General features: G+C 40.6%; 16 protein-coding genes. 3 read left to right on the top strand and 13 right to left on the bottom strand.

From position 1 onward, the window contains the following. Positions 1-259: 259 nt before the first annotated feature. The 6 genes from H8Z77_RS02305 to rpmE all read right to left on the bottom strand — a co-directional run bounded on the left by H8Z77_RS02305 (position 260) and on the right by rpmE (position 5,870). A complete protein-coding gene (locus H8Z77_RS02305; protein WP_186996051.1) occupies positions 260-655 on the bottom strand; it encodes an RrF2 family transcriptional regulator in 396 nt (131 codons plus the stop codon). A 19-nt stretch (positions 656-674) separates the two neighbouring features. Continuing rightward, complete coding sequence (gene rpoD / locus H8Z77_RS02300) at positions 675-1,799, bottom strand: RNA polymerase sigma factor RpoD (RefSeq protein WP_083256426.1); 1,125 nt, start codon at positions 1,797-1,799, stop codon at positions 675-677. 19 nt (positions 1,800-1,818) lie between these two features. After that, positions 1,819-3,582 carry a DNA primase gene (gene dnaG, locus H8Z77_RS02295; RefSeq protein WP_186996050.1) on the bottom strand — a complete coding sequence of 588 codons (1,764 nt, stop codon included), beginning with the start codon at positions 3,580-3,582 and terminating at the stop codon, positions 1,819-1,821. Between the two features lie 12 nt (positions 3,583-3,594). Continuing rightward, on the bottom strand, positions 3,595-4,599 hold the full coding sequence (locus tag H8Z77_RS02290; RefSeq protein WP_186996049.1) for a deoxyguanosinetriphosphate triphosphohydrolase: 1,005 nt from the start codon (positions 4,597-4,599) through the stop codon (positions 3,595-3,597). Positions 4,600-4,949: 350 nt separating this feature from the next. After that, on the bottom strand, positions 4,950-5,573 hold the full coding sequence (locus H8Z77_RS02285; RefSeq protein ID WP_333724069.1) for a YigZ family protein: 624 nt from the start codon (positions 5,571-5,573) through the stop codon (positions 4,950-4,952). A 93-nt stretch (positions 5,574-5,666) separates the two neighbouring features. Then, a complete protein-coding gene (rpmE, locus tag H8Z77_RS02280) occupies positions 5,667-5,870 on the bottom strand; it encodes a 50S ribosomal protein L31 (protein WP_069988471.1) in 204 nt (67 codons plus the stop codon). A 431-nt stretch (positions 5,871-6,301) separates the two neighbouring features. On the opposite strand from rpmE, the gene H8Z77_RS02275 reads away from it, so the two are divergent. Then, positions 6,302-9,367: a metallophosphoesterase gene (locus H8Z77_RS02275; protein WP_286165385.1), complete on the top strand. Its 3,066-nt coding sequence runs from the start codon at positions 6,302-6,304 to the stop codon at positions 9,365-9,367. Positions 9,368-9,962: 595 nt separating this feature from the next. Here H8Z77_RS02275 and H8Z77_RS02270 read toward each other — a convergent pair. Further along, the gene (locus H8Z77_RS02270) at positions 9,963-11,174 is read right to left on the bottom strand and encodes a glycoside hydrolase family 25 protein (RefSeq protein WP_069988469.1); all 1,212 of its coding nucleotides are present in this window, start codon (positions 11,172-11,174) and stop codon (positions 9,963-9,965) included. A gap of 934 nt (positions 11,175-12,108) precedes the next feature. Continuing rightward, entirely contained in the window at positions 12,109-16,002 is a 3,894-nt protein-coding gene (locus H8Z77_RS02265; RefSeq protein WP_186996048.1) for a glycosyl hydrolase, read from the bottom strand. 197 nt (positions 16,003-16,199) lie between these two features. On the opposite strand from H8Z77_RS02265, the gene H8Z77_RS02260 reads away from it, so the two are divergent. Next, positions 16,200-17,225, top strand: coding sequence for a helix-turn-helix domain-containing protein (locus H8Z77_RS02260; protein WP_186996047.1), 1,026 nt, complete (start codon positions 16,200-16,202; stop codon positions 17,223-17,225). 232 nt (positions 17,226-17,457) lie between these two features. Here the strand turns inward: H8Z77_RS02260 and H8Z77_RS02255 are convergent, their stop codons facing one another. From H8Z77_RS02255 to H8Z77_RS02235, 5 genes are all read right to left on the bottom strand, one after another. Then, complete coding sequence (locus tag H8Z77_RS02255; RefSeq protein WP_286165384.1) at positions 17,458-18,612, bottom strand: DHHW family protein; 1,155 nt, start codon at positions 18,610-18,612, stop codon at positions 17,458-17,460. Positions 18,613-18,626: 14 nt separating this feature from the next. Continuing rightward, entirely contained in the window at positions 18,627-20,027 is a 1,401-nt protein-coding gene (locus H8Z77_RS02250; RefSeq protein ID WP_186996046.1) for an MBOAT family O-acyltransferase, read from the bottom strand. Between the two features lie 21 nt (positions 20,028-20,048). Then, positions 20,049-20,516 (bottom strand): DUF4358 domain-containing protein, encoded by a 468-nt coding sequence (locus H8Z77_RS02245; protein ID WP_186996045.1) that lies wholly within the window; start codon positions 20,514-20,516, stop codon positions 20,049-20,051. Then, positions 20,513-21,301, bottom strand: coding sequence for a GDSL-type esterase/lipase family protein (locus H8Z77_RS02240; RefSeq protein ID WP_186996044.1), 789 nt, complete (start codon positions 21,299-21,301; stop codon positions 20,513-20,515). The genes H8Z77_RS02245 and H8Z77_RS02240 overlap by 4 nt, the downstream gene beginning before the upstream one ends. Before the next feature lie 1,056 nt (positions 21,302-22,357). Further along, on the bottom strand, positions 22,358-22,930 hold the full coding sequence (locus H8Z77_RS02235; RefSeq protein WP_069988463.1) for a xanthine phosphoribosyltransferase: 573 nt from the start codon (positions 22,928-22,930) through the stop codon (positions 22,358-22,360). Between the two features lie 220 nt (positions 22,931-23,150). Here H8Z77_RS02235 and H8Z77_RS02230 point away from each other — a divergent pair, with 220 nt between their 5' ends. Continuing rightward, the gene (locus tag H8Z77_RS02230; RefSeq protein ID WP_186996043.1) at positions 23,151-24,542 is read left to right on the top strand and encodes a uracil-xanthine permease family protein; all 1,392 of its coding nucleotides are present in this window, start codon (positions 23,151-23,153) and stop codon (positions 24,540-24,542) included. The last annotated feature ends 101 nt before the right edge of the window (positions 24,543-24,643 follow it).

Here is a 24,643-nt window from a genome sequence, read left to right as displayed (position 1 = left end):
AAGTTGCAAAAAGTTTTCACAAAGTTTACTATTGCATTTTGTCCGATTGTATGATACAATAATAACAGTAGAGCATACAAGTCCATTATGATACAGTATAATATTGTACCACATGGGTATACTAAAGTCAAGAATAAATAACAAAAAAGCTTGAGGAATTTTTTTCTCAAGCTTTTTTTCATATAGTTTGCCTATTTTACGCCATATTCCCCTAGGTAGGATTGGATAGGATTCCGATTTTTATACCAATATTATGTAATTAAATGGTTTTAAAGGTTACTTTGGATAATTCCTCCCGCACCTGGTCGGTAATTTTGGAGTACACCCGTTGTACCTTGCACCCCATTCCAGAACACCAATCCCCACAGCTGTGTTCCTCGTTTAGGCAGCGGCTAAAACAATACCGGCCTTCCATTGTTTCAATTACTTCCAGCAAGGTGATTTCATCGGCGGGCTTGGCGATTTTGTAGCCGCCCTGTGTCCCTTTATAGGATTTTACAATCCCCGCCGCCACCAGTTTCCGCAGAATTTTCAGGGCAAACCGCAGGGTCACCCCAGTATTTTCCGCAATGGTCTTGGCGTCGTACTTCATACCGTCCCGGCATAAAAAACTGACAATACGGACAGCATAATCCGATTCCAGATTAATATACATTGATTTTCCCTCGAATCCATTAATCCAAAAAGTCTTTTAATTTTTTGGAACGGCTTGGATGCCGCAGTTTCCGCAGAGCTTTTGCCTCAATCTGGCGGATACGTTCCCTAGTAACATTAAATTCTTTTCCCACTTCTTCCAGGGTACGGGAACGGCCATCTTCCAAACCGAAACGCAGGCGGAGTACTTTTTCCTCACGGTCGGTTAAGGTGCTCAGCACTTCTCCTAGCTGTTCCCTTAACAAGGTGTGGGAAGCTGCTTCTGCTGGTGCTGGTGCATCGTCATCCGGAATAAAGTCGCTCAAATGGCTGTCTTCTTCTTCACCGATTGGGGTTTCCAACGAAACTGGTTCCTGGGATACCCGCATGATTTCCCGCACTTTATCCACCGGCATTTCCAGTACTTCCGCAATTTCTTCCGCACTGGCATCGTGGCCATTTTTATGCAGCAACTGGCTGCTTATTTTTTTTACTTTGTTAATGGTTTCCACCATGTGTACCGGAATACGAATAGTTCTTGCCTGGTCCGCGATGGCACGGGTGATTGCCTGGCGAATCCACCAGGTCGCATAGGTGGAGAACTTAAACCCTTTGGTATAGTCAAATTTTTCTACCGCTTTGATTAAGCCCAGGTTGCCTTCCTGAATCAAATCCAAAAACTGCATACCGCGGCCTACATAGCGTTTCGCGATGCTGACTACCAAACGAAGGTTTGCTTCGGAAAGGCGTTTTCTAGCATATGGGTCGCCGTCCGACATCCGCTGCGCCAGCTCGATTTCCTCCTCTGCTGTTAAAAGAGGAACTTTGCCGATTTCCTTTAAATAAACCTTTACCGGGTCGTCAATATTGATCCCTTCCGCCGCAATCGTGGCTTCCAAGTCCTGGTTGAGGTTAACATCCAAAGCAAAATCAATATCCAAATCTTCGTCAATATCTTCAATCACTTCTATGTTATACTGTTCAAAGGACTCATACAGTTTTTCCACCTGGTCTACATCAAAATCCAGTTCTTCCAGAGCAACTGCAATCTCCTGGGAGGTTAATTTTCCTTTTTGCTTCCCTTTTTCCAGCAGTTCAGCAGTAACAGCCTTTGGGTCCACTGGATGGTTTGCAGGTTCATTCGTAACATTCTTTTTAGCAGGCATAAAGGTTCCCCTTTCACATTCATTTTTTTCCTTTGTTTTTGAAAAGCTCCTGACGATATTGCTCATAATCGTCTAGAGAGAAACGGCTGCGCTCGGCGTCCTGCAATTTATGGGCGTGTTGCAGGATAACGGCAATGTAATCGTCTAAGCTTTCTTTGGTATGGTTTAAATCTCTGTTTTCGGATAAAATCCGCGCCAAACGCCCCATTTCATCTGGAGAGAGCTGTTCGTTAAAATAGGTTAATTCCAACGGGCTATCCTGTTGTATTTTTTGTATGATTAAAGCAAATAATTTTTGGTTCCAGCTAGTGATAAACTGCTCCGGCTGAATCCGTTCCAAAATATAGCTGACAAAATCAGGATGGTTTAATAGAAAATAGAGGATTCCTTCCTCCGCTTTTGCCTCTTTTGGATATTTTACACGTTCCGGATTGATTTTATCCACATAAACTGCTTTTCCAGACTGGATTTCCTTCCATTCTTTGCTTTTTTTCCGTCGATACTGCTGTTTTCGCAGGTGTTCGACCTGTTCCAACACGGCTGCTTTGGAAAGATTGCATTCCACAGCCAAGCTCCCAGCGTAAACATCCCGCTCCAGCTTATCATAAAGTTCCGAAATCATCAGGCAATACTCATGGATGTATTTGACCTGTTCTTCCGGTTCATCCAGGTTGTACCTGGATTTTAGCCGCTTTAGTTTACTTTTGATTACATTTTCGGATTGCTCCAATAATACTTTAAAACGGTCTGCACCGTAGGTTTTAATGTATTCATCCGGGTCTTTTGCTCCGGTGATTTCCAGCACCCTTGCCTCCACGCCAGCTTCCTCAAATAGATTGGATGCCCTGGTGGTGGCAATCTGCCCCGCTTCGTCCGAATCGTAAGCGATAATCACCTCATTGGCATATCGGGAAATCAGCCGCGCCTGTTCCGCAGTGAGTGCCGTCCCTAACGTTGCCACCACATTGTGGAACCCAGCCTGGTACATGGCAATCACATCCATATATCCCTCCGCTAAAATCAGGTTTTTTTCTGGTGAATTTTTGGCGAAGTTTAAGGAAAACAGGTTCCGGCTCTTTTTAAATACTGGCGTATCTGAGGAATTCAGATATTTTGGCTGGCTATCATCTAAGACCCTACCGCCAAACCCAATCACATTCCCCCGCAAATCAATGATGGGGAAAATAACACGGTTCCGAAATTTATCATAATACCGTCCGTTTTTGGATTTTACCGCCAAATCCGCCAGTGCTGCTTCCTCGTAAGAATAGCCTTTGGATTTGATGTGATCTAACAGAGCATGCCATTGGTTGGGGGCGTACCCCAAACCATAGGTTATGATGGTCTTTTTGGTCAGCCGCCTTTGGGCAAAATAAGCCAGCCCTTCCCTTCCTTCGGGAGATTTCAAACTCTGGTGGAAAAACCGGGCAGCTTCCCGGTTTAACGCCAAAATCCTGGAACGCTGTTTCGCTAGCTTATCATCCTGGCCATCCTCCGGGACAGTCAACCCAACCCGGGCAGCCAGAAATTTGACCGCCTCCACATAATCCAGGTTTTCAATCTTCATAATAAAGGTGATGACGTCTCCACCTGTGCCGCATCCAAAACAATAGAACGACTGGGTATCCTCATATACCACCAAAGAAGGGGTTTTTTCCAAATGGAACGGGCAAAGGCATTTTTTATTTCGCCCTTCCCGCTTTAGCTCCACATAGGAGGAAACAATGGAGGTAATATCGCATGCCATCCGCAGCTGTTGAATAAAGCTTTCACTAATCGCCATAGGCATCCCTCCTTATTGTTTTAGTCCTTTCCAGGAATGGGGTACAAACAAATCCAAATACCGTTCCACAATATAATGGTCGGACATCCCGGAAATATAATCGCACACAGCACGGTGTAAATCTTCTTTTTGGGCAATTTGCCGGTAAAACTCCGGCAGCTCTTTCTCATGGGTAAGGTAATAGTGGTACATCTGCTCCACAACCTGTACCGCTTTCGCTTCTTCTGCCTGTTTTGCAGGCACCGCTAAATACACATGTTCAAACATAAATTTCCGCAGCTTATTATGCGCCTGTAACACTTCTGGTGCCATGGCGATATCCTCTTTGGTGTACTCCAAAATTGAGGTGGCAATCGTCGTAATCCGCTTGCTTTTCGTATCCCCTAACACCTCAATGCAGTCTTGAGGTAAATCCTCTTTGGTCAAAACGCCAGCCCGGATGGCATCCTCAATATCATGGTTGATATACGCCACTTTATCCGCGATTTTTACCAGGCGGCCTTCCAGGGTTTGGGCGTGCCCAAAGGAATGGTTGCGGATTCCATCCAGGGTTTCCGCCGTCAGGTTCAGCCCTTTGCCTTCCTTTTCTAGCACGGTGACTACCCGCACGCTGTTTTCCGCATGATGGAATTTATGGGGGCAGATCTCATTTAACACCCGTTCCCCCGCATGGCCGAATGGGGTGTGCCCCAGGTCATGCCCCAGGGCGATGGCTTCGGTCAAATCTTCGTTGATTCGCAGCCCCCTGGCGATTGTACGGGCAATCTGCGCCACTTCTAAGGTATGTACCAAACGAGTTAGGTAATGATCAGAATCCGGAGATAAAAAAACCTGGGTTTTGTACCGCAGCCGTTTAAAGGCTTTACAGTGCAAAATGCGGTCCCGGTCCCGTTGAAATTCCGTGCGGATATCACAGGGCTTTTGATAGGTCGCTCTGCCCTTGGTGTTCTTTGCCAAGGTGGCATATTTGCTTAATGTCTGTTCTTCCTGTTGTTCAATCCGTTCCCGAATCGTCATTTTTATCTCCCCTTTCCGCATCTATTTTCCTGTTCTAATAATAATATACCGAAAAAGGACAAAAAAACCTTTTTTATTTTTTCAATTTTTTATTTTTCTTGGTTTAGGTTGAAAATAAATCCTTTTATTTGGGATTATTTACCTTCATCAACCCAATTACCTCCAAATTGTTTTCTACGATAACGCCTATCATATCAATAGCCCTATTTTATAGAAAACAGCTATACAACATAACTGCACCCCTTGTATGGAAACCAATATTTTCATTCCATCAACAATAAAAAGAGTTCACTATACCTATATTCACATCAGTATTAGTGACATACAACAATATGCGCTGTTTTATTGTCCTATTCTTCGATATAAGGATAATCGGTAAATACCTGTTCTACCGTATCGAGGATAATTTGCCCATTACACGCCTCAATCAAATCCTTTTTTAGCTGTTCCGCCGTATCCAAACGAACCAGAAGCTGTAGGGTAACCCGGTCAGCAAAATCGGATTGTTCCAATTTGATATTGTAGTTGGGCAACAGGTAATTAATTTTACCATATAGGCTATAGTCAAAATTTAAAGTAAGGCGCTCGCAGTCACACATCAAAATTTTTTGTGCCGCATGTACCGCAATGCTACATCCATGGGAATAAGCCCGTACCAGTCCTCCTGCTCCTAGCAGGATTCCGCCAAAATAACGGGTCACCACAGCACACACATCGGTCAACCCCTCTTTTTTGAGGACTTCCAGCATGGGGACTCCTCCTGTCCCTTGAGGTTCCCCATCATCGGAATACCGTTCAATCCGCTCTTCCCTTACAATATAAGCGGAAACATTGTGGGTGGCGTCATAATGCTTGGATTTGATTTCAGCGATAAACGCCTCTGCTTCCGCTTTTGTTTTCACCGGTTTAATAAAACCAATAAAGCGAGATTTCCGCTCGATAAACTCATCAGTAGCATAATCCGCAATTGTCACATAATCCAATTGAGATTCCCCCTTTTGTGGGATATCAAAAAAATCGTCTGTAAAAAGAAGGAAAGCGGTGTACTGATACACCGCTTACTGTTCTTATTTGTTGAGATTAAATCTTCTGTTAAATCTATCAACACGTCCGCCGGCATCAACCAATTTTTGTCTGCCAGTAAAGAACGGATGGCATTTAGAACAAATTTCAACTTTGATGTCTTTTTTGGTAGAACCGACTTCAATTACATTACCGCAAGCACATGTGATTGTGGTTTTTTCGTAATTTGGATGAATTCCTGGTTTCATGATCGCATTCACCTCCAAGAGTATAATTTCTATTCGAATATTCCTGTTATCAAATACTCATTGCCTATCTATGATAGCACAACACAAATAAAAAAGCAAGCGTTTTTTTAAAATTTCACAAAAATAATAATAGAAATGACACTTTTAATTGGATACCTACAATTTTCCCTTCTTTAGATTATAGTACTATCTTTTTCATTTTTCTATCAATAACGGCTAACTTCACTCATAAAATGATAAATTCTGGAAAATTTGATATAGGTTTAACCTAATTTTGCTTCTCTTTTTACACAATTGAGATAGAATGGTAATTGTTCAAAATATATTGTTCCCATTCGTGATATACTGAAAAAAACAGGAAATTCAAAGATGGATAAAGGAAAATTTATATTTTAGGACATAAAATTATCGTAAACAAAGGAGAACGTACTATGCATTTTTCAAAAAAATGGCTAAAAGGCAGTATTGCAGCGTTACTTTCCGCTACATTGCTGTTAGGCCAAGCGCTTCCTGTTAGCGCAGCTATAATGTCAAAACAACAAGAGGAACAATTAAAAATTGCTGTTTTGTCCGACACCCACTATTTGTCCCCTGATATGATCAAGGATACCACCGATTATACCAATCACCTGAACAGCGACCGTAAAATGTTTACAGAAAGTGCTGCCATTTTAGATAAAATGTTGGAAACCGTAAAGGAAGACCAACCTGATGTACTGATGATCTCTGGCGACTTGACCAAAGACGGTGAAAAAGAAGGCCATGAGCAACTGGCAGAAAAATTGGAACATTTAAAAGAAGAAGTTCCAAACTTAAAAGTATATGTTGTACCTGGCAACCATGACCTCCGAAACTCTAATGCTATGAACTTTAATACGGAAGATGGCACCGCTATTCCAGCAGGACGCACAGAACCAGAGGATTTTAAACAAATCTACAGCGATGTAACATTTGAAGATGAAAGTATTATTGATACTTACACTCCTCCTGAAGGAAAAGAAGCTGGTGGTTTATCTTATGTAGCTCGTCCAGAAGATGGCTATACTGTAATTGCGATTGATTCTGCACGTTATAGTGCCGACAATACCGATTCTGGCTTAGATGAACACGAAACTTCCGGTGCCATTAGTGCCGATTTGGAAAATTGGATTTTAGAACAAATTAAAGAAGCAAAAGACCGTGGCGATACTGTTATCGGCTTAGAACACCATGGTATGGTTCCACACTTCGAACTGGAACCTACTATTTTGCCAATGTACCTGGTCAACGATTATGAACGTTTAAGTGAAGAATTCGCTGACGCCGGTATGCAGTATATTTTTACTGGTCATATGCACGCCAACGATATTGCAACTATGACAACAGAAGCTGGAAATACTCTGTATGATATTGAAACCGGATCAGTTGTCACTTACCCGTCTCCAATGCGTTTTGTAACCATTAACAGAAATCTGGACAACGGGGTTGTAACTGAAAACATGTCGGTTTCTACTACAACAAACCTAGGCCCAATCACCTTTACGAACCCATTAACAGGAGAAGAACAGACGATTGAAGATATTACCGCGTATGGTCAGCAACACGGCTTCTCTGTTGATATGGTATCCACCACTGTAAATGGTTTCCTCCACGGTTATTATGACCAAATCACGGAAGCTGGTGGAGTCAAACCAGCGTTGGAAGCTTTGATCAACAATTTATTGGGCGATACCCTCCCCGGTGATGGTAATTTAACCATTGAACAACTTATTGATGTTGCACTTCCTCTACTTCTCCCAACAACTCCAGAGGCAGGAACCAACGTTTATTATGAGGGCAATACCATTAAAATTTGGATTGCCAGTGATGAAGCCCCAGATGCTGCTCCAGGAGAAGATCCAGATGGATATTGGGCATCGATCCCTGTACAGGGTTTAAAAGAAGCTTTAACTCCTGTATTTGGTACATTGGACAGTATGGTGGCGAACCCTACTATTTTAGATAATGCCATTGATGCTTTAGCGAGCGATTTATTAGCAGTCCCTGTATACCAGACTGAGTCAGAAACAAAAACCATTTTAGACCTTGCGAACTATGCATACCAGAGCCATTTAGCTGGAAACGATAACAAAGACAACATGCCTGCATGGGTAGCTTCCGCTGAGCAAGCTATTAGCAGTGGTGAAGTAGTTGACCAAATTGTGAATCTGCTTATCCAACATGTTTCCAACCTGCTTACCCAGGTATTGGATCAGGTATCCTTAAAAGACCTGACAGGTATCGCTGGCTGGAACTTGACTACAAAAGAATGGATTCCAGTGGAAGGGAGGACTGTTTTAATCCAACCTTTAAATGACAATACCAAAACCATGATTAACCTGATGGCAATGTTTGTAGGATGGACAGCTGAAGGTAGCACCAGAATGATTCCGGATGGCTACACTGTTCAGGACTTGATTACAAAAATCAACAATGTTGGTGGCTTAATTGGGATCAGTGTCAACTTTGAAGAAATCCTATCAGAATTGATTAACGGTACGCCAGCTGATCCAGAAACAGGTACAGAAGCAACAGAAGGTTTATTAACTGAAGAAATGCGGCAGCAACTGGGCGATTTTGCAAATAGCATTGTAAATTCCCTAGCGATTGATAGCAACTATCCAAAAGATAATAACACTACCATTACAAACCAATACACGGTTGAAAAAATTAACAAAACAATTTTAAACCAAGTAATTACCTACGCAGAAAATGCCAAAGTAAGCGGAGAATATGATAATGCAATCGAATCCGTACAAAAATCCTTTGACGCTGCTTTGGAAAATGCGAAAACAGTAGCAGGCAATGCTGGGGCTACCCAGGAAGAAGTGGACACAGCATGGAAAACCTTGCTGAATGAAATCCACAAATTAGGATTTGTAGCTGGGGATAAAACAGCGTTAGCTTCTTTGATTGAAGCGGCCAATGAAATCAATGCAGAACTTGACCGTTATGTGGAAGCAGGCAAAGCAGAATTCACCGCAGCATTAGAAGCAGCAGTAGCGGTATATGAAGATGGAGATGCTATGCAAGCAGAAATCAACCAAGTAGCGGATGATTTATTAAATGCGATGCTGAACCTGAGATACAAAGCAGATAAGTCCATCCTGGAAGATGTTCTTGCGGAAGCAGGCAAAGTAGATGCAAATGCATACACAGCGGAAAGCTACGCAGTGTTGACAGCAGCAGTAAATGATGCAAAAGCAGTACTGGAAAATGAAAATGCAACCCAGGAAGAAGTAGATGCAGCAGTAACAAGTGTACAAACCGCAATGGATAACCTGGTAGCAGTGAATGGAACCGTAAATGAAACAACAACTACCGACAACAACGCTACTCAAGCCGGACAAGAAAGCACTACAGCCAAAGCAAACACTGCAAAAACAGGAGATATGAATCCAGTTGCAGGAATTGCAGCTATCACAGTTGCAGGTCTTGTCCTAGTACTCACCCTCAAAAAGAAAGCTTCTAATATCTAAGTATATTCCATTTAAAACAATAAAGAAAAACCAAAGCCACTTTATTTTGGGGCTTTGGTTTTTTCTTTGCCGTTTAAGAGGAACGAATCAAAAGTAAAATCCTATCATGAATCAATAACAGCAATCCTTTTTGTGCTATTCCATCATATTAAACCATATGAGAAGGTAAAATAGCATAATTTATCATTTCGCCTTCCTTCAAACCGTATATCTTAAAGAAGAAGAAAAGTATCTATATTGTTGGAGAATACTCCTATAAAAAGCTTCTGTTACCATTAAAATCTTGCAAAAGGAGAAACTGAAACGATATAGCATTGTTTCAAAAAGCGCCTCAGTCTTATAATTTCAATAGATTGAGGCAATCAGATAAGCTGGTTGAGATAACTATCATTAACTAAATGCACTAACAGACAACCATTTTTATATTTGTTCTTAATTCAACTAAAAACCATTCTTTTTAGAACCATAAAAGGTTTTTTATTTAAAACTAGAGATTTGTTGTACCTGAAAGAAATAAAATTTCCCTGTTATAGAAAGATAACTACAACAGGGAGCAACTCTAATTTGAGAAGGAAAACTAAAAAATGAACTATTCTTATCCTATTTTCCAGGCATTGCGGTCAACGTTTCCGTTAATCCCTTTTACCTTGCCCTTATCGGTACATTGCCAGATGGTAAAATCGTGGTTCCAAGTGACACTCTCACTCCAACGGGCTAACCATTTTTGATAGGAAGTTAAACGGCTCAATTGAAGGTTATTCTCATACCAGGACTGGCTGGCATAAATCATAGTTTGTTTTCCAGCGGAAGCCACTGTTTGGCAAAAGGCAGCTACCGCATCCGTACGGGCGGAAGTGCTGGTACGGTTTCCACGGGGTTCGGTATCGCCGGCGCCTGGATTCCAGGCAACATATTCAGTATCAATAATAACAGGGCCGGTAACTGGCAAACCACTAATAGCGTTTAATGCAAATTCTGCTTCTGCCCTACCTTCATCGGCGTTGATTGCCTGGGAAAAGAAATAAACACCGCATTCAATTCCGGCAGCAGCTGCCGCACGTACATTTTCCTCAAACCGGGTGTCGATTACAATCTTTCCGGATACACTACCACGGTATCCCACACGGATTAATGCAAACTCAATCCCATCGGATTTTACCGCTTGCCAGTCGATTTTTCCTTGATGGACTGAAACGTCAATCCCCATTTTAGAGGAAAGTTCTCCATTGCCATTAAACCAATACCCTATATTATTGATGTTCTTCCAACCTGTCATCTTTTGTCCGTTCTGATAACAGTAGGTTTTTCCATCCGTTTCCCACCATCCCGTATAATTTGGATCAGTTGGGAAGGTTGGGCCTGGCTGGGGAGGAGCTGTATCTCCCCCTTGTTCTGGCTGGGATGGAGCAGAAGATGCTGGCGGTGTAGTTGGGGTATCTGGAATCGTAATGGAACCCCCTGGACCAGCATCTGGATGCTCATTTTTTTGCGGGTCCTCTTTTTTGTTCTCCTCAGTTGGTTTAAACTGGGGGTCTTTTGTTACCTTTCCTGTAATTTTTTGTACAGGAGCCGGAGCGGGAGGCGCACTGGAAACTGGCTCGGAACTCTCTGGCTCAGAAGATGAAACCTCTTCCGATGAAGATTCGATTTCCGAGGAGGAAGATTCTACACTTAGGGAAGAAACAGGAGGTCGTGACGAAACAACCGTTTTTTCAGGAACTGCCTGCTGCTTTGCCAATACAGAAAGGACCGTTAAGCTGATTGCGATACAAAAACTAATGCCAGATAAAATAATGCGTTTTAACATCCTCATTCTCCTTTGATATTTCGATCAATTTTGTCATAATAGAAATTGGTTCCGTTATACTTGTCCATACAAATAAAGTGGGCCTACCTGTTAGGAAAAGCCCTATTTTATTTACTAAAAAATAGAATCCAATTCAAAAAACGATCTAGGTTCTATTTGAAGCCAAACATGATTTACAATAGATGGAATAAAATCATTTCTGTTCCATAAAATAAACTGTTATTTTTAGCGGTACATTCAGCACATATCGGTCGTTTAAAAGCCATCAAATACGATGTAAAACAAAATACTAGTGTCATAAGTAAATAAGTCTACAAATAGAAATTTTTGTTTGTCACACTGTCAGTATATCTCCATTTCGCCAGCCATAAGACTGGAGACTATTTTTCATAGGAAACGTCTTGAAAGTCCCATTCCATAAGCTCCCAATCCAATATTATTTTTTATGAAACAGCAACGTTTGCCAAACGAAATATTTCCTACTCTGCAACCCGCCAAACTTATATTTCAATTCAAATATAAGTTTCGTATTTTTCTATCATAGCAAGGAAAAGAATCGTTTGTCAAACCCATATTTTTCCTAACAAAATAGTTTAAATCATTTACCAAAAGCAGGTTATCTCATATACAAAAACAGGAAAATAAATTGGAGAAATACGATAAAATAAAACGAATAATACGACAAAAATCAGCAGATTAAATAAGCTAATTTCCGAATTACGGATATCTTTAAAAACTGGGGAAAATCATGAATAAACGATTAAATTTTCTATGCCATTTCATCCACTTAGAAATAACAAATAAGAAAATACCGTTTTTCGGTAAGTGATTTGCATAATATCCGGATCCCCCATACATCACAAAAGGCCGGTTTTATCAAACCGACCCTTTGTGTATTCTATTGAGAGAAAAGAGAAGAAGAAAACGTTATGAGTTATTTTTTCTTACGGGAGAGAACCAGTGCAGCTCCTGCAATTGCTATTGCTGCCATTCCAGCAATTGGTGCAAAGTCGCCTGTTTTCGCTGCGTTTGCTTTTGGTGTAGTGGATTCCTGTCCTGTCTGGCTTCTAGCTGTATTATTGTTTTCCGTTGGAGTTTCAGCAGGGGTTCCATCTACTGCTACCAGGTTATCTATTGCTGTTTGTACACTTGTTACTGCTGCATCTACTTCTTCCTGGGTTGCGTTTTCGTTGTTGTATACATCGCTTGCTTCTGCTACTGCTGCTTGTAATGCTGCGTAGCTTTCTGCTGTGTATGCGTTTGCATCTACTTTGCCTGCTTCTGTAAGAACATCTTCCAGGATAGACTTATCTGCTTTGTATCTCAGGTTCAGCATTGCGCTCAACAGGTTATCTGCTGCTTCATTTACTTCTGCCTGCATGGCGTCGCCATCTTCATATACCGCTACTGCTGATTCTAATGCTGCGGTGAATTCCGCTTTGCCTGCTTCCACATAACGGTCAAGTTCCGCATTGATTTCATTTGCTGCTTCTATCAGGGAAGCCAGTTCTGTTTTATCCCCAGCTACAAATCCTAATTTATGGATTTCATTCAGCAAGGTTTTCCATGCTGCATCTACTTCTTCCTGGGTAGCCCCAGCATTGTTTGCTACTGTTTTTGCATTTTCCAAAGCAGCGTCAAAGGATTTCTGTACGCTTTCAATGGCATTGTCATATTCGCCACTTTCTTTGGCAGCTTCTGCGTATTGAATCACAGAGTTCAAAATACCCTTATCTGCCTGTACATCCGCCTGATATACGTTTAGTTGGATTGGTCCTTCTATTCCAGTATCTACAGGTTTTGCAGAACTACAGTAATTATTATAGAAATTATAGAATGGTGATGGTGTTTCCCCTGCTGCTTTGATTTCTTGATAAGCGGCCGCAAATCCTGCACGGCGGTTTGCACCCAATGGTTGAATTTCTATATTTATGGTGTTTTCTCCAGTTTTTAATGCTGATGTAATATCAATGGTAAATGGTTCAAATGTTACTTGTCCAATTTCTGTTCCATTTACGGTTACAGTTGCAGCGGAATAAACATTGCCTAAATCCAATACCACTTTTTCGTTGTTTATGTCCTCCATCTGGAAGGTTGTTGTATAGGTTCCTGGATCACTTACATATTTCAACGTCCCATCGTTAAAGCTATCATCTTTCCAGTTTCCAAATACATTTTCACCATCATAGGTAACGGTTTGCTGTTCTCCTCTTTGTGTTGAGCCAATGTTATCAGCAGTTACACTTAGGGTAAACCCTTCCAATGGGATTGTTTCATCCACTGGCTGGGTATTGATGCTATCTGGAATTCCTTCAGATAACTCAGATTCTTGGAAACCAACCTGTTCTGGTTCACATACTAACCCAATTGCTGCTTCAGACTCCAGGGTCACAGTGATAGTGTTGCCATCCTTTTCCGCTTGGTAAATTTCCCCGCTGTTCTGATCCAGCCAGTAGCAGTTTTCCAAAGATGGATCAATATCCAGAGTGACAGTCATTTGCTCTTTAGAAGTATTGCGGATATACGCCAGTTCTCCTCCTGTTTCCAGGCTTCTTCTTGCCAAACGTACGTTGGTATTATATTCACAAGAAATTGGAGCTGTTACATTTTGATCTAATGCTATCGTATATTCTTCCATAGTAGAAACACAGGTAACATTATCATAATTCGTTGTAATTGCCGTTGCGGCATCTACTACTTGTTGGTCTAATGCTGCATAATTTCCATCCGCGTAGCTTGGCTGCTTGTTTGGTAAATCCCCATAGAATATAATTGGAGCACCCTGTTTTGCTAATTCATTTAATGCGTTGATAGTTTCTACTGGCATGGTCTGATCCTGAATCAATAGTACATCGTAGGTCATGCCAGATGTAGCGGCCACAATCTTGCCGTCCTGGTAAGAGAATTCATTTTGGATTGCGTCATCGTTGACAGCGTCATAAGTATAACCGTTGTAATTCATTGTTTTGACTGCGTCTGTTTCTTGAATGCTTCCGAACAGTGGCATGTAAATTGCCACATCCGAACTTGGAGTACCCTGACGCATCATATAGTTGGCACGTGCCGCGTAGGTGTTCAAATTATTGAAATATGGCCAGATTGGATTAACAGAACCCACCTCAATACCAATTGTTGGCCATCCACGCCAGCCATTCTCCCCATAAGCTTCAACTGCTTTTGCTTCTTCAGAGCCAAAGTAAGTGGAACTTAGTCCATGGTAGAAGAAATTGTTTACACCGCTGGTTGCCATTAAATCATACCCATTTTTAATAAATTGAGGGGTACACTGGTACGGAGTGGAACCCAAGGTATACACTTCGGAAGTAACCAGATTTTTGCCATACAAATGGGCGCCTGAAGAAACACGGCGCAAAGAGTATTCGCTTAAGCCTTCTGTTTCCGGGATATCCACATAGTAAGAGGATTTAATCGTATCAATTGGAGGATTATACGCTTGCTGGCGGTATACCATCCCATAATCCTCTAAGGTATTGCTAAAGGATTCCATTCCTTCCATAAACAACTGGTTAATTAATTGGTTATAGTCATATTCAATACGGGTTTTTTCATCATCTGTCAGGTCATAAGTTAAGAATGTATCGGTTGTTTTGTCATATTTAGCAATATTACCATTGGTTTTACCGATAGTAAAACAATCATTGCTTAATTGGTACATAGCTGGAATATATTTAGAAATATCATATCCAATTAAATTATCTGGATTTTTCGCTTCTGTGTACAGATTATTATTATACAGCATATCATCGTAGAACTCATAGCTGTCATTGAACCCGGCACGGATAGAATCACCATATTTTTCAATAATTGGCTGCAATCCTTCTGGATTTCCCAACCAATCGTTGACATAATCATTTACTGCATTGGCATCCATATGGTCTACTACATAGCTCTTATCATAGATACCACGGATTGGAATGGAACAGGATGGCACGGTATATAGGGCAATTACTTCCCAGTTCCCTGCCAGATCTGGTGTTACTGTCACAGTATCGCCTGGATGGTATTCTTTATCCGTTAAATCAACAACAATTGTGTGTTCCGCATCTAAAACCAACTGATTATCATAGGATTTTGAAACTTCTTGTTTTTCCAAATCAATAAATTGGTTTCCTTTTTTCAGTTCGGTTCCAGTACCGTCAATTTTGGAGAAAACTAATGCTTGTAGTGTTTTCTCCCCAGACCATTCCGCCATTGGATTACCATTAGCGGTAGCATCATACAGCGGGCTGACCTCTACCTCTGGAATTGTAACAGTTAACGCCTGATTAACGCCATCATCCGCAACCGTCACGGTATTTCTGCCCAGCGCCATATTTCCTTGGCTTTGCTCTGGGGTAACCGTCTTATAACTAGCAAGATACCCTGAACCCATATTCAAATCGACAATAATACCTTTTTCCGCTGCTGCAGCGATTACTGTTTCCAATTTTTTATAGTAGGAAGGTGTATCGTAATCAAACAGGTTTTCATCTGGATAGATGGTATCTGTAGCAGAGGTAGCGCCCATTGGACCTGCTGGGTCATCTGTAAGGTACCCGCTGTTAAATGGTACAATCTCAATCATACCAAATCCATTTTCAGCCAGGTAATCAATTTGTTCCAACAACTCTTCCGTACTGGTTCCCATAGACCACCACCAACGCACGCCAGGACGGTATTCCATACCCGGTTTTGCGAATTCCGCTGCGGAAATTGCGCTATCCATATTGCCCGCTAATGCAGTTTGTGTCATACCAATGCCCATACTTGCAACCATTGTAACACTTAATACAGCGGCAAGCATTTTGGTTTTTAATGTGTGTTTCATTTTTTCCTCCATTTCTGCCTTGGGTTTCAGTTTTATTACAGCGCTGTTTGGTTTTATTGTAATGGATTTACCAATTGATGTCTATGTATAATTTTGTGTTTCACTATGTACAAAAACAATTTTTAAACAAAATAATATTGATTTATTTTGTTGATATTATATAATATATTATGGTGTTTTTTAAAATAAAAGAGGTTGTGATAAAAATAAATACATTTTTGAAAGAACGCTTGCCCCTCCGCCCAATTGAAAAAGAATTTAAAAAAGCTTATTATTTAAGGCAGCATCCCAAACAGCTTACCCCAGATTCCATTGCGTTTTTAAAAAAGCTCTCTGATAAATATCCTTTGTGTTCAAAACTATCTTCTCAATTGTTTTTAAAAGACAAATCCGTTTTGGTTCATTCCCATGCAAGGTATATGCCGGATAATTACCATTCCCATGATTTTTTTGAAATGATTTATGTACTATCTGGAACCTGCCAGCAAATTTACCGCGGAACCTCTTATTCGCTTCATACGGGGGACATTGCAATTATGGCGCCTTATACCTCTCATAATATCCGCGTCACAAATGATGAAACCATTGTGATTAACATTTTATTTCGCAAGGAAGTATTAGACCAGCTATTGGCGGATCTCGTTCAGGAACAAAATATAATCTCTGAATTCCTGCGATGTGCCCTTTACAATGAACGGGTGGAACACCAAATTATCATCCAGACCGGCCAAGATGAATCGCTCATAGGCATATTAGAAACCATGTATCAGGAAAACCAGAATCAAAAGCCTTTAAAAAACAGTTTGATGATCTCCTACTTAAATATGTTTTTTATTCAGTTGATTCGTTCCCATCTAAACGATATTAAAGCGGTAGATACTCATGCTAATGTGGATTCGGATATTATCCCGATTCTAGCAGAAATACAAGAAAACTTTAAAACCATCACTTTAAAGGACCTCTCTTTCAAATACCATTATACAGAAGCCTATTTGAGCAAAAAAATAAAGACATTTACAAAACACAGTTTTTCGGAGCACATTAATGAGTTACGCCTGCAATACGCGTGCAAATTATTGCAGGAGACAGACTGGCCTGTGGATAAAGTTGCCAAGGAATCCGGCTTTTTTGACTTAAGCCATTTTTCCAGGCATTTTAAAACTAGTTATGGAGTTGCGCCTGGAAAATACCGAAAACAAGCCAAAGAAAATGTCCAGTCATGACCTCCGGCAAAGCCGGAGGCTTGATTAAGCCCTAGAAGGGCATTTATGCTTCTTTCCGAGCTTGATAAACTTGCTAGATTGCTTGTTAGTAGCTCGCTTCGCTCGATACTTGAAGCTAAGCTTTTTTACGAGGCACCTCCACTGGCATAGCCGGTGGTTTTCCTAATCAATAAAAACGGCCGGAATTCTTTTCCAAATAGAATTCCAGCCGTTTTGCTGTAAAATACATTGTTTATTGTGGATTTAATACCATTTTTAACGAAGTATCCTGGAAAAAGGTGTTCGCGTTATACAGGAATAAGACCTCATTAATTTCATACAAACTGATAATATCGTCCATGGTATCATAATAATAACGTGGATCTACCATGACAATCTCCTCATAATAGGGAAGTAAAAATGGTACAAAGCTATTTGCGTAGGAGTCCTTTAACACCAACAGCTTGCGTCCATTCCTTACCGTGGTTTGGATATCTACTACAGAATGGTTCCCACCTAAAAATACAGCGTAAGCATCTTTTGTTTTCAGTTTTTCCGCATCATAAATGCTGGCTGTTTTTTCCTCTTCCTCCACATAGTTTACCACATAAGTCGGTTGAGTACTTGGCTGGTAAACTTCAATTTTATCCCGTTTATCAGGCAAAAATCCGCTGGTAGAACTCAACGTACCCTGAAAATCATTGCTGACAACGGATTGGGTGTAGGTCATGGAAGATGTATCAATCCCCATGGTTGGAGCCGCTGCTTGAAATGCCACATAGGCTCCATCCGTTGTCCAGTGATGGTCGGTATGGTAATAAAGGTCCTCTGTGGAAGTGAGGAACGCATCCCGGATGTCAATTGTCTGGATTGAACTGGTAGAAAGCGCCCCTTTCAACTGGTCTAGATAGGGATTCTGGTCAATGACAGGGGCGTTGTTTGGCAATTTATCCTGATAAATATTCTCCGCCGTCGGGGCAATCAAAGCATACTGCTTCAATTCCGGATACCTTCTGGAAAAACGCTGCAGTTCCTCGATTGTCTGGTCCAAGTTTTCCTCATCCGGCTTGGTAAACTGCTGGATTAAATAATCATCTTTCCCTAAATAAACCCCATTGGATTCCCTTTTTCCCAACCACACATCAATTTGGGATTTTAGCCGAACCCAAAAATTACGGAATACAAACTGGTCGTTTACATAAGTTTCGTATTCGGTGCTAAACCTGCCATCCTCCAGCTTGTCTAGAGATAAAGCCGGCCTGGTTGCCAGCATACGGTTTTCTTGTTCCGAAAAACTCTGGTCTTTCTGAATCAGGTTCGCTCCAAACAAAAAGAACAAACCAATGAAAAAAACCGGCACCATAATACGTACAAAACGAAGGATTGGATTGGATTTATACTTTTTCATCGACTGTCCCCTTCTTAAAATCGAAAATACAAAAATGGGTTATACGTATCGTAAACCAAATAGGCTACACATGCCAGGCATAACACCACATTTATCACAACCGCCAACCATGGCCTTTTTTGCATCCAGTGCTTGAACACACGGTAAATGCCTGGACCACATACCAGGGCAGCGATTACCATTAAGATAAAATTGCTTTGGAGCAAGTATAGCCCTGTGCTGTCCCATAGTGCGTGATGGAAAAAATCAAACATATTTTGCAGGTAGCTCCATGCGTCCGCCATAGAGGTATTGCTGAAAAAGACCCATCCTATCATGACAAGGAGAATCGTACACAGCCAGTTCAACCATGTTGGCATCCGCTGAATTAGTTCCACAAACACATATTTTTCTAAAATTAACAGGACGCCATAATACAGCCCCCACACAACAAAGTTCCAGCTCGCTCCGTGCCACAATCCGGTCAATCCCCAAACAATCAAAAGGTTGCAAATATGCCTTGGGACGCTTACCCGGTTCCCGCCAAGGGGGATGTACACATAATCCCGGAACCAAGAGCTCAAGGAAATATGCCAACGGCGCCAGAACTCAGTAATACTCTTAGACACATAAGGGTAGTGGAAATTTTTCATAAACTGGAATCCAAACATTTCCCCCAGACCAATCGCCATATCGGAATAACCGCTAAAATCAAAATAAATCTGGAAGGTATACGCAATAATACCAAGCCAGGTTGTTAAAATAGAAGCGGAGCCTGGCTCCAATCCCTGTACATAAGTATAAACCTGCCCTAAATTGTTAGCAAGTAATACTTTTTTGGCAAGCCCTTTAATAAAAAATTCTGCCCCAAGTCCCAGTTTGGTCAGAGTAACATGGCGATTCTCCAATTGGACTGAAATATCGGTATATTTGACAATTGGCCCAGCAATCAGCTGTGGGAACATGGTCACATACAAACTAAAATGAATAAAATTGCGCTGTACCTCTACTTTTTTCCAGTATACATCAAAGATATAAGATAAAGTTTGGAAGGTATAAAAGGAGATACCAATTGGCAAGGCGAGTTCTTTGTAAGGAAGGTTTACCACAAACAAATCGTTAATTGTGCCAATCAGGAAACCAGCGTATTTAAAAAAGCCCAGTAAAAACAGATTTACAACTACCGTAAAGATCAAGCTGGCCTTTGCCTTTTTTGGCCGGTGGGCAGCATTGCGCTGGGCAATATCCAACCCCATTACATAGTTAAATAGGATGGATAGCAGCATTAAAATCACATAAACAGGTTCGCCCCAAGCGTAAAAAAACAGGCTGAACAACAGTAGCACAAGGTTTTTCCATCGCTTAGGGACGATAAAATATACAATTAATACAATGGGAAGGAAACAAAACAAGAAGAAAATACTGCTAAAGACCATTGTAAAACCCTTTCTAATCCTTTAGTTTTGAATGGAGGATAAAAATTCTTTTTCCCAATCCTGCACGGACCCTGATACGCCAAAAAAAGCATAATCCCCTTTAAACTCAAAAACCGCATCTGATAACAGCGCTGTTTGCTCCACTCCGTAGCCTTCAAAACTCTTTTTTTGGGTTTCCAAACGGTTCTCAACCGCTGTTTCCAGGGTTTCCTTTTGACTGGAGTCTTTCATTTTTACAATTAACAGCTCATCCACATCCATAGGGGAAATCGAACGGTATAAGATACAGCCGTCATAGTCTTCCTCATTCAAACCATAATAACGGCGCAAATCATTGGCAGTGCCTTTGGTCAATTCAAATACTTTTTCATTATGCAGCATCACCTGCTCTATTTCTGCTACCGGCTTATCCGCATAGTTATCCGTCCAGCAAATTCCCACCAAAAAAGCCGCTAAACAGATAACGCAAAGAAACTTTGCTAATTTCATATCCATCCAGCCTCTCTTGCCATATGCTGTAGCCACAATGGGTAATAATTCGCGTTTACATGAATACCATCGGATTCATAAAATTCTGGATGGGCTTCTATCAAAGAGTTGTTATCAACAAACACCAACCCCAATCGGGAACACATCTCCTGCAGTGCTTGGTTGAACTCAGGGTATTTCCCATACAACGGCTGTTTATCAATCGCGGTTTGGTTGATCGGAAGGATAGAGTTGATATAGATTTTGGTATTTGGCAGCCGCTGCTGAATACTTTTAATCTGTTCCTCATACGCTGTTACAAATTTTTGAGCGTCTCCCCTACAATAAGTCAGGTCGTTCATACCAAACGCCAAAAACAGGTTTTCCGGACTTAGACCAACGGCAGTATCAAATAATTCTTGGGCAGTTTCAACACTCACACCCCGCTTATATACGACATTATTTGCTGGAAGGTAATTATAAAGCTCTAAAGCCTCGGTAATGGAATCCCCCGCAACCACCGAATTTTTAAAATATTTTTTTAGATCCTCTTTGCTCACTGTCAGCTGGTCGGAAACCCCAGAGCTGACAGGAGGTTCGGACGATTGTTCAGATGATAAAGAAGAATCCACCTCATTTTGAGCGGAGGAAAGGTCACCTGATGTAATGCCGCTTAAATCGACAGAACTCGTATTTTCTTCCTGTTTTTGTGATTGCCGATATAAAATAAAAATTGCCACAAGACAGACAACAATGATACAAATAAAGATCAAATTTTTTTTAGACGAAGCTTTTTTCTGTTTCACAATACTGAATCCTTTCATCTACAGTAATTCTATTTTCCCTATTCCACTATAACATAAAAAAGCCCAAAACTAGGCAAATAGAAAATTTTATTCTTCTGTATTTTCAAGATATGAATAGTAATACTTTTTCGTTCACAGAAAAAGCAACAAAAAAAGACCCACATAGGGTCTTGATTGCAAATCAATTATCAATTAAAATAAAGCATGAAAAAGTATATTTTAGCGGTTCTGTTTATCTTAAAACACAACAGGAGCTACAATAAACATTTCCTTTTTTAACGAAATTTCATTTTTTATTGGAGTAAACTGAAATGAAAAATACGTTATATTTTGTGCAGCCACATATCAAATAATAGCAAAATAAATCTTTATTATTTTAACACATATAAGCCTAAATACCAATAAAAATAATATGACTAATTTGTGAATCTCATAAAATATTATAAATTGTGACAAAATAAACCGAATATATTTTGATGAATTTATCTTTTTTTCAGCGTTTTCACTTAATTTAAGGCCCTGTATTTGTCGAAAAATAATATGAAACTATTATAAATTGATTTTTACCATCTGTCAATTCTATCATCACCCTATTTTTCAAAAAAACAATACTATTGAAACCACTTTTTATACTTTATAGCATTCACCGGTTTGATTAAAACAATTGTTAAACTGAACGATATCAAAATTTGCTCATTACCCTAACTTTGATGTTATCACCTTCTGTCGGATTTTTGGTTGACATGTCAATTTTTAATTTAATTATAGTAGCTTCTCCAAGAAAAACAATATGATAGAGGAGATTGAAATGATTTGTAAAAAGTTTGTAATCTTCTTTGGAAATAATGTTATCCTTTGTAACCCTCACGTTACGATTCGTTCAGGATTTTCCCTTTCTTTGGAGGTTCATCCTGGGCTTCCTCCCTAGATATCCCATGAAACTACAGTTCAGTTTCCCTATGCTTTTACCATTTTATTTGCCCCAATTTACCAAAAATCAGGAAAGCCTTTTGCCAACTTTTACGTTCTGGCAAAAGGCTTTTTTCATCTCAACAATTAACGGAAAGAAATCTGGTTATTGTCAATATGGTCAATAATCGCCAAGGATTCCAAATGTACCCCCATCTCCCGGATGATTTTTCCACCATCCTGGAATCCTTTTTCAATGACAATCCCACATCCAGCAAGGGTTGCTCCAGATTGTTCAATAATCTTAATCAACCCCTTTAAAGCTTCCCCTCGGGCGAGGAAATCATCAATGACCAAAACGTGGTCCTGTTCTGTTAAAAACTTAGCTTCTACCTGTACGTCAAACTCAATCCCTTTGGTAAACGACATGACTTTTGTGGTCAACAAAGCACCATCCAAGTTTTTGGATTTGCTTTTTTTCGCGAACACCACTGGTACATTCCCAAAATATTGGGCAGCGATTGCTGCGATTCCAATTCCAGATGCCTCGATGGTTAAAATTTTATTGATGGAAGTGTCTGGAAACAAACGGCGGAATTCCTTTCCAATTTCTTGCATCAATACAATATCCATTTGATGGTTTAAAAAACTATCTACTTTTAGAATATTACCCTCTTTTAATTTTCCATCTTTTAGAATTCGCTGTTTTAACAGTTCCATAATACCACATATCGCCTGTCTGGCCAGACGATTTACTCCTTTCTAAAATCATAGCAATCAAAAACTGGCTATTTATCATAATTATTCTGTATTGTAACACTTTTTTCATCAAAACACAACATAAAACACATATTTTCTCAATAATTTGAGCAAATCCCCTTGTCGTTTTTTTATTTTGCCAGTATAATGAAATTATTAAAATGATATTAAGGAGTTATGTATGAAAAAAAGTAATGATGCATCGACCCAAAACATCTATTGTTTAGACGGACGTGTGCCTTTGTTAAAGGCGATTCCGTTTGGATTACAGCATGTTTTAGCAATGTTTGTTGCGAACATCGCTCCCATTATGATTGTAGCAGGGGTTGGCAACCTTACTGCCGACCAAAAAGCAATGCTGATCCAAAATGTAATGTTTATTGCCGGGCTTGGCACTTTAGTCCAGCTTTACCCGCTTTGGAAAGTAGGCGCTAAGTTGCCGATTGTGATGGGGATCAGTTTTACATTTGTAACAATCCTCAGTTATGTAACGGTTACTTACGGCTATGCTGCGGCAGTGGGCTGCACTATTGTTGGCGGTATCATTGAAGGGACATTGGGGCTGTTCGCGAAATATTGGAGGAGAATCATTACTCCAGTGGTATCTGCCTGTGTTGTCACCACGATTGGATTTTCTTTGCTGAGTGTAGGCGCAACTTCGTTTGGTGGAGGTTCTGGCGCCGCCGATTTTGGTTCCGCTCAAAACCTGATTTTAGGTACTGTTACACTGATAAGCTGTATCTTATTTAATATTTTCGCCAAATCCTTTTTCAAACAACTATCGGTTTTATTCGGCTTAGTTGTAGGTTATGTATTGGCGATTTTTATGGACAAGGTGGATTTTTCCGCTTTGGCTGACACACAAATTATTTCTGTCCCACGCATCCTTCCATTTATGCCAGAGTTTAACATCAGCGCCATTATTGCGGTAACCGTTATCTTTTTGGTATCCGCGACTGAAACTATTGGGGATATCTCCGCCCTGTCCATCTCCGCATTAAAACGTGACGCTACCGATAAGGAATTCAGCGGCGGTTTGGCATGTGATGGCTTTTTGAGCTCGGTATCCGGCTTATTTGGTGGTATGCCAATTACTTCTTTCAGTCAAAACGTGGGGCTGGTTGCCATGACAAAGGTGGTAAACCGTTTTACCATTATGATGGGTGCCCTAATTATGATTTTATGTGGTCTGTTCCCTGTGGTGGGAGGCCTGTTTGCCACATTGCCAGAAGCGGTATTGGGTGGCTGTACCATTATGATGTTTGGCTCGATTGTGGTCAGCGGTATCCAGATGATTATCCGCGCCGGATTGACCGAAAAAAACACCATGATTGTAGTATTGTCTTTAAGCATCGGAATTGGATTTACTCAGGTTAATGGGTTGTTTAGTATCTTCCCAGAAATGGTGCAGGAACTGCTGCAGAGCAACTGTGTTGCCATCGCCTTTGTGGTAGCATTGATTTTGAACCTTGTTCTGCCAGAACATATGGGGAATAAACAGAAAAAAGAGGAAATAGCCGCAGAATCAGAACAGGAAACTGAATCCGAAGAAAAAGTAGAGACAACAAAATAATCCGTTCAAGCTCCTCCCTGAAAAGGGAGGGCTTTTTTATGGTTTCTATGAAAAAATAAGCTTCCTATTTGTATGAAAAAATAGGAAAATGCTGCAGAAAT

The organism is Clostridium facile (assembly GCF_014297275.1).
In the GTDB taxonomy this organism is placed as follows: domain Bacteria; phylum Bacillota; class Clostridia; order Oscillospirales; family Ruminococcaceae; genus Massilioclostridium; species Massilioclostridium facile.
Note: the sequence above shows the minus strand (reverse complement) of the source record. Positions and strands in the feature narration are given on the sequence as shown.

What these genes read in the sequence shown, in the direction of transcription:
- H8Z77_RS02305 (WP_186996051.1), bottom strand. Translation starts at nt 655, where the DNA reads ATGTATATTAATCTGGAATCGGATTATGCTGTCCGTATTGTCAGTTTT.
- H8Z77_RS02270 (WP_069988469.1), bottom strand. Translation starts at nt 11,174, where the DNA reads ATGTTAAAACGCATTATTTTATCTGGCATTAGTTTTTGTATCGCAATC.
- H8Z77_RS02230 (WP_186996043.1), top strand. Translation starts at nt 23,151, where the DNA reads ATGAAAAAAAGTAATGATGCATCGACCCAAAACATCTATTGTTTAGAC.
- H8Z77_RS02275 (WP_286165385.1), top strand. Translation starts at nt 6,302, where the DNA reads ATGCATTTTTCAAAAAAATGGCTAAAAGGCAGTATTGCAGCGTTACTT.
- H8Z77_RS02250 (WP_186996046.1), bottom strand. Translation starts at nt 20,027, where the DNA reads ATGGTCTTTAGCAGTATTTTCTTCTTGTTTTGTTTCCTTCCCATTGTA.
- rpmE (WP_069988471.1), bottom strand. Translation starts at nt 5,870, where the DNA reads ATGAAACCAGGAATTCATCCAAATTACGAAAAAACCACAATCACATGT.
- H8Z77_RS02235 (WP_069988463.1), bottom strand. Translation starts at nt 22,930, where the DNA reads ATGGAACTGTTAAAACAGCGAATTCTAAAAGATGGAAAATTAAAAGAG.
- H8Z77_RS02290 (WP_186996049.1), bottom strand. Translation starts at nt 4,599, where the DNA reads ATGACGATTCGGGAACGGATTGAACAACAGGAAGAACAGACATTAAGC.
- H8Z77_RS02255 (WP_286165384.1), bottom strand. Translation starts at nt 18,612, where the DNA reads ATGAAAAAGTATAAATCCAATCCAATCCTTCGTTTTGTACGTATTATG.
- dnaG (WP_186996050.1), bottom strand. Translation starts at nt 3,582, where the DNA reads ATGGCGATTAGTGAAAGCTTTATTCAACAGCTGCGGATGGCATGCGAT.
- H8Z77_RS02245 (WP_186996045.1), bottom strand. Translation starts at nt 20,516, where the DNA reads ATGAAATTAGCAAAGTTTCTTTGCGTTATCTGTTTAGCGGCTTTTTTG.
- rpoD (WP_083256426.1), bottom strand. Translation starts at nt 1,799, where the DNA reads ATGCCTGCTAAAAAGAATGTTACGAATGAACCTGCAAACCATCCAGTG.
- H8Z77_RS02265 (WP_186996048.1), bottom strand. Translation starts at nt 16,002, where the DNA reads ATGAAACACACATTAAAAACCAAAATGCTTGCCGCTGTATTAAGTGTT.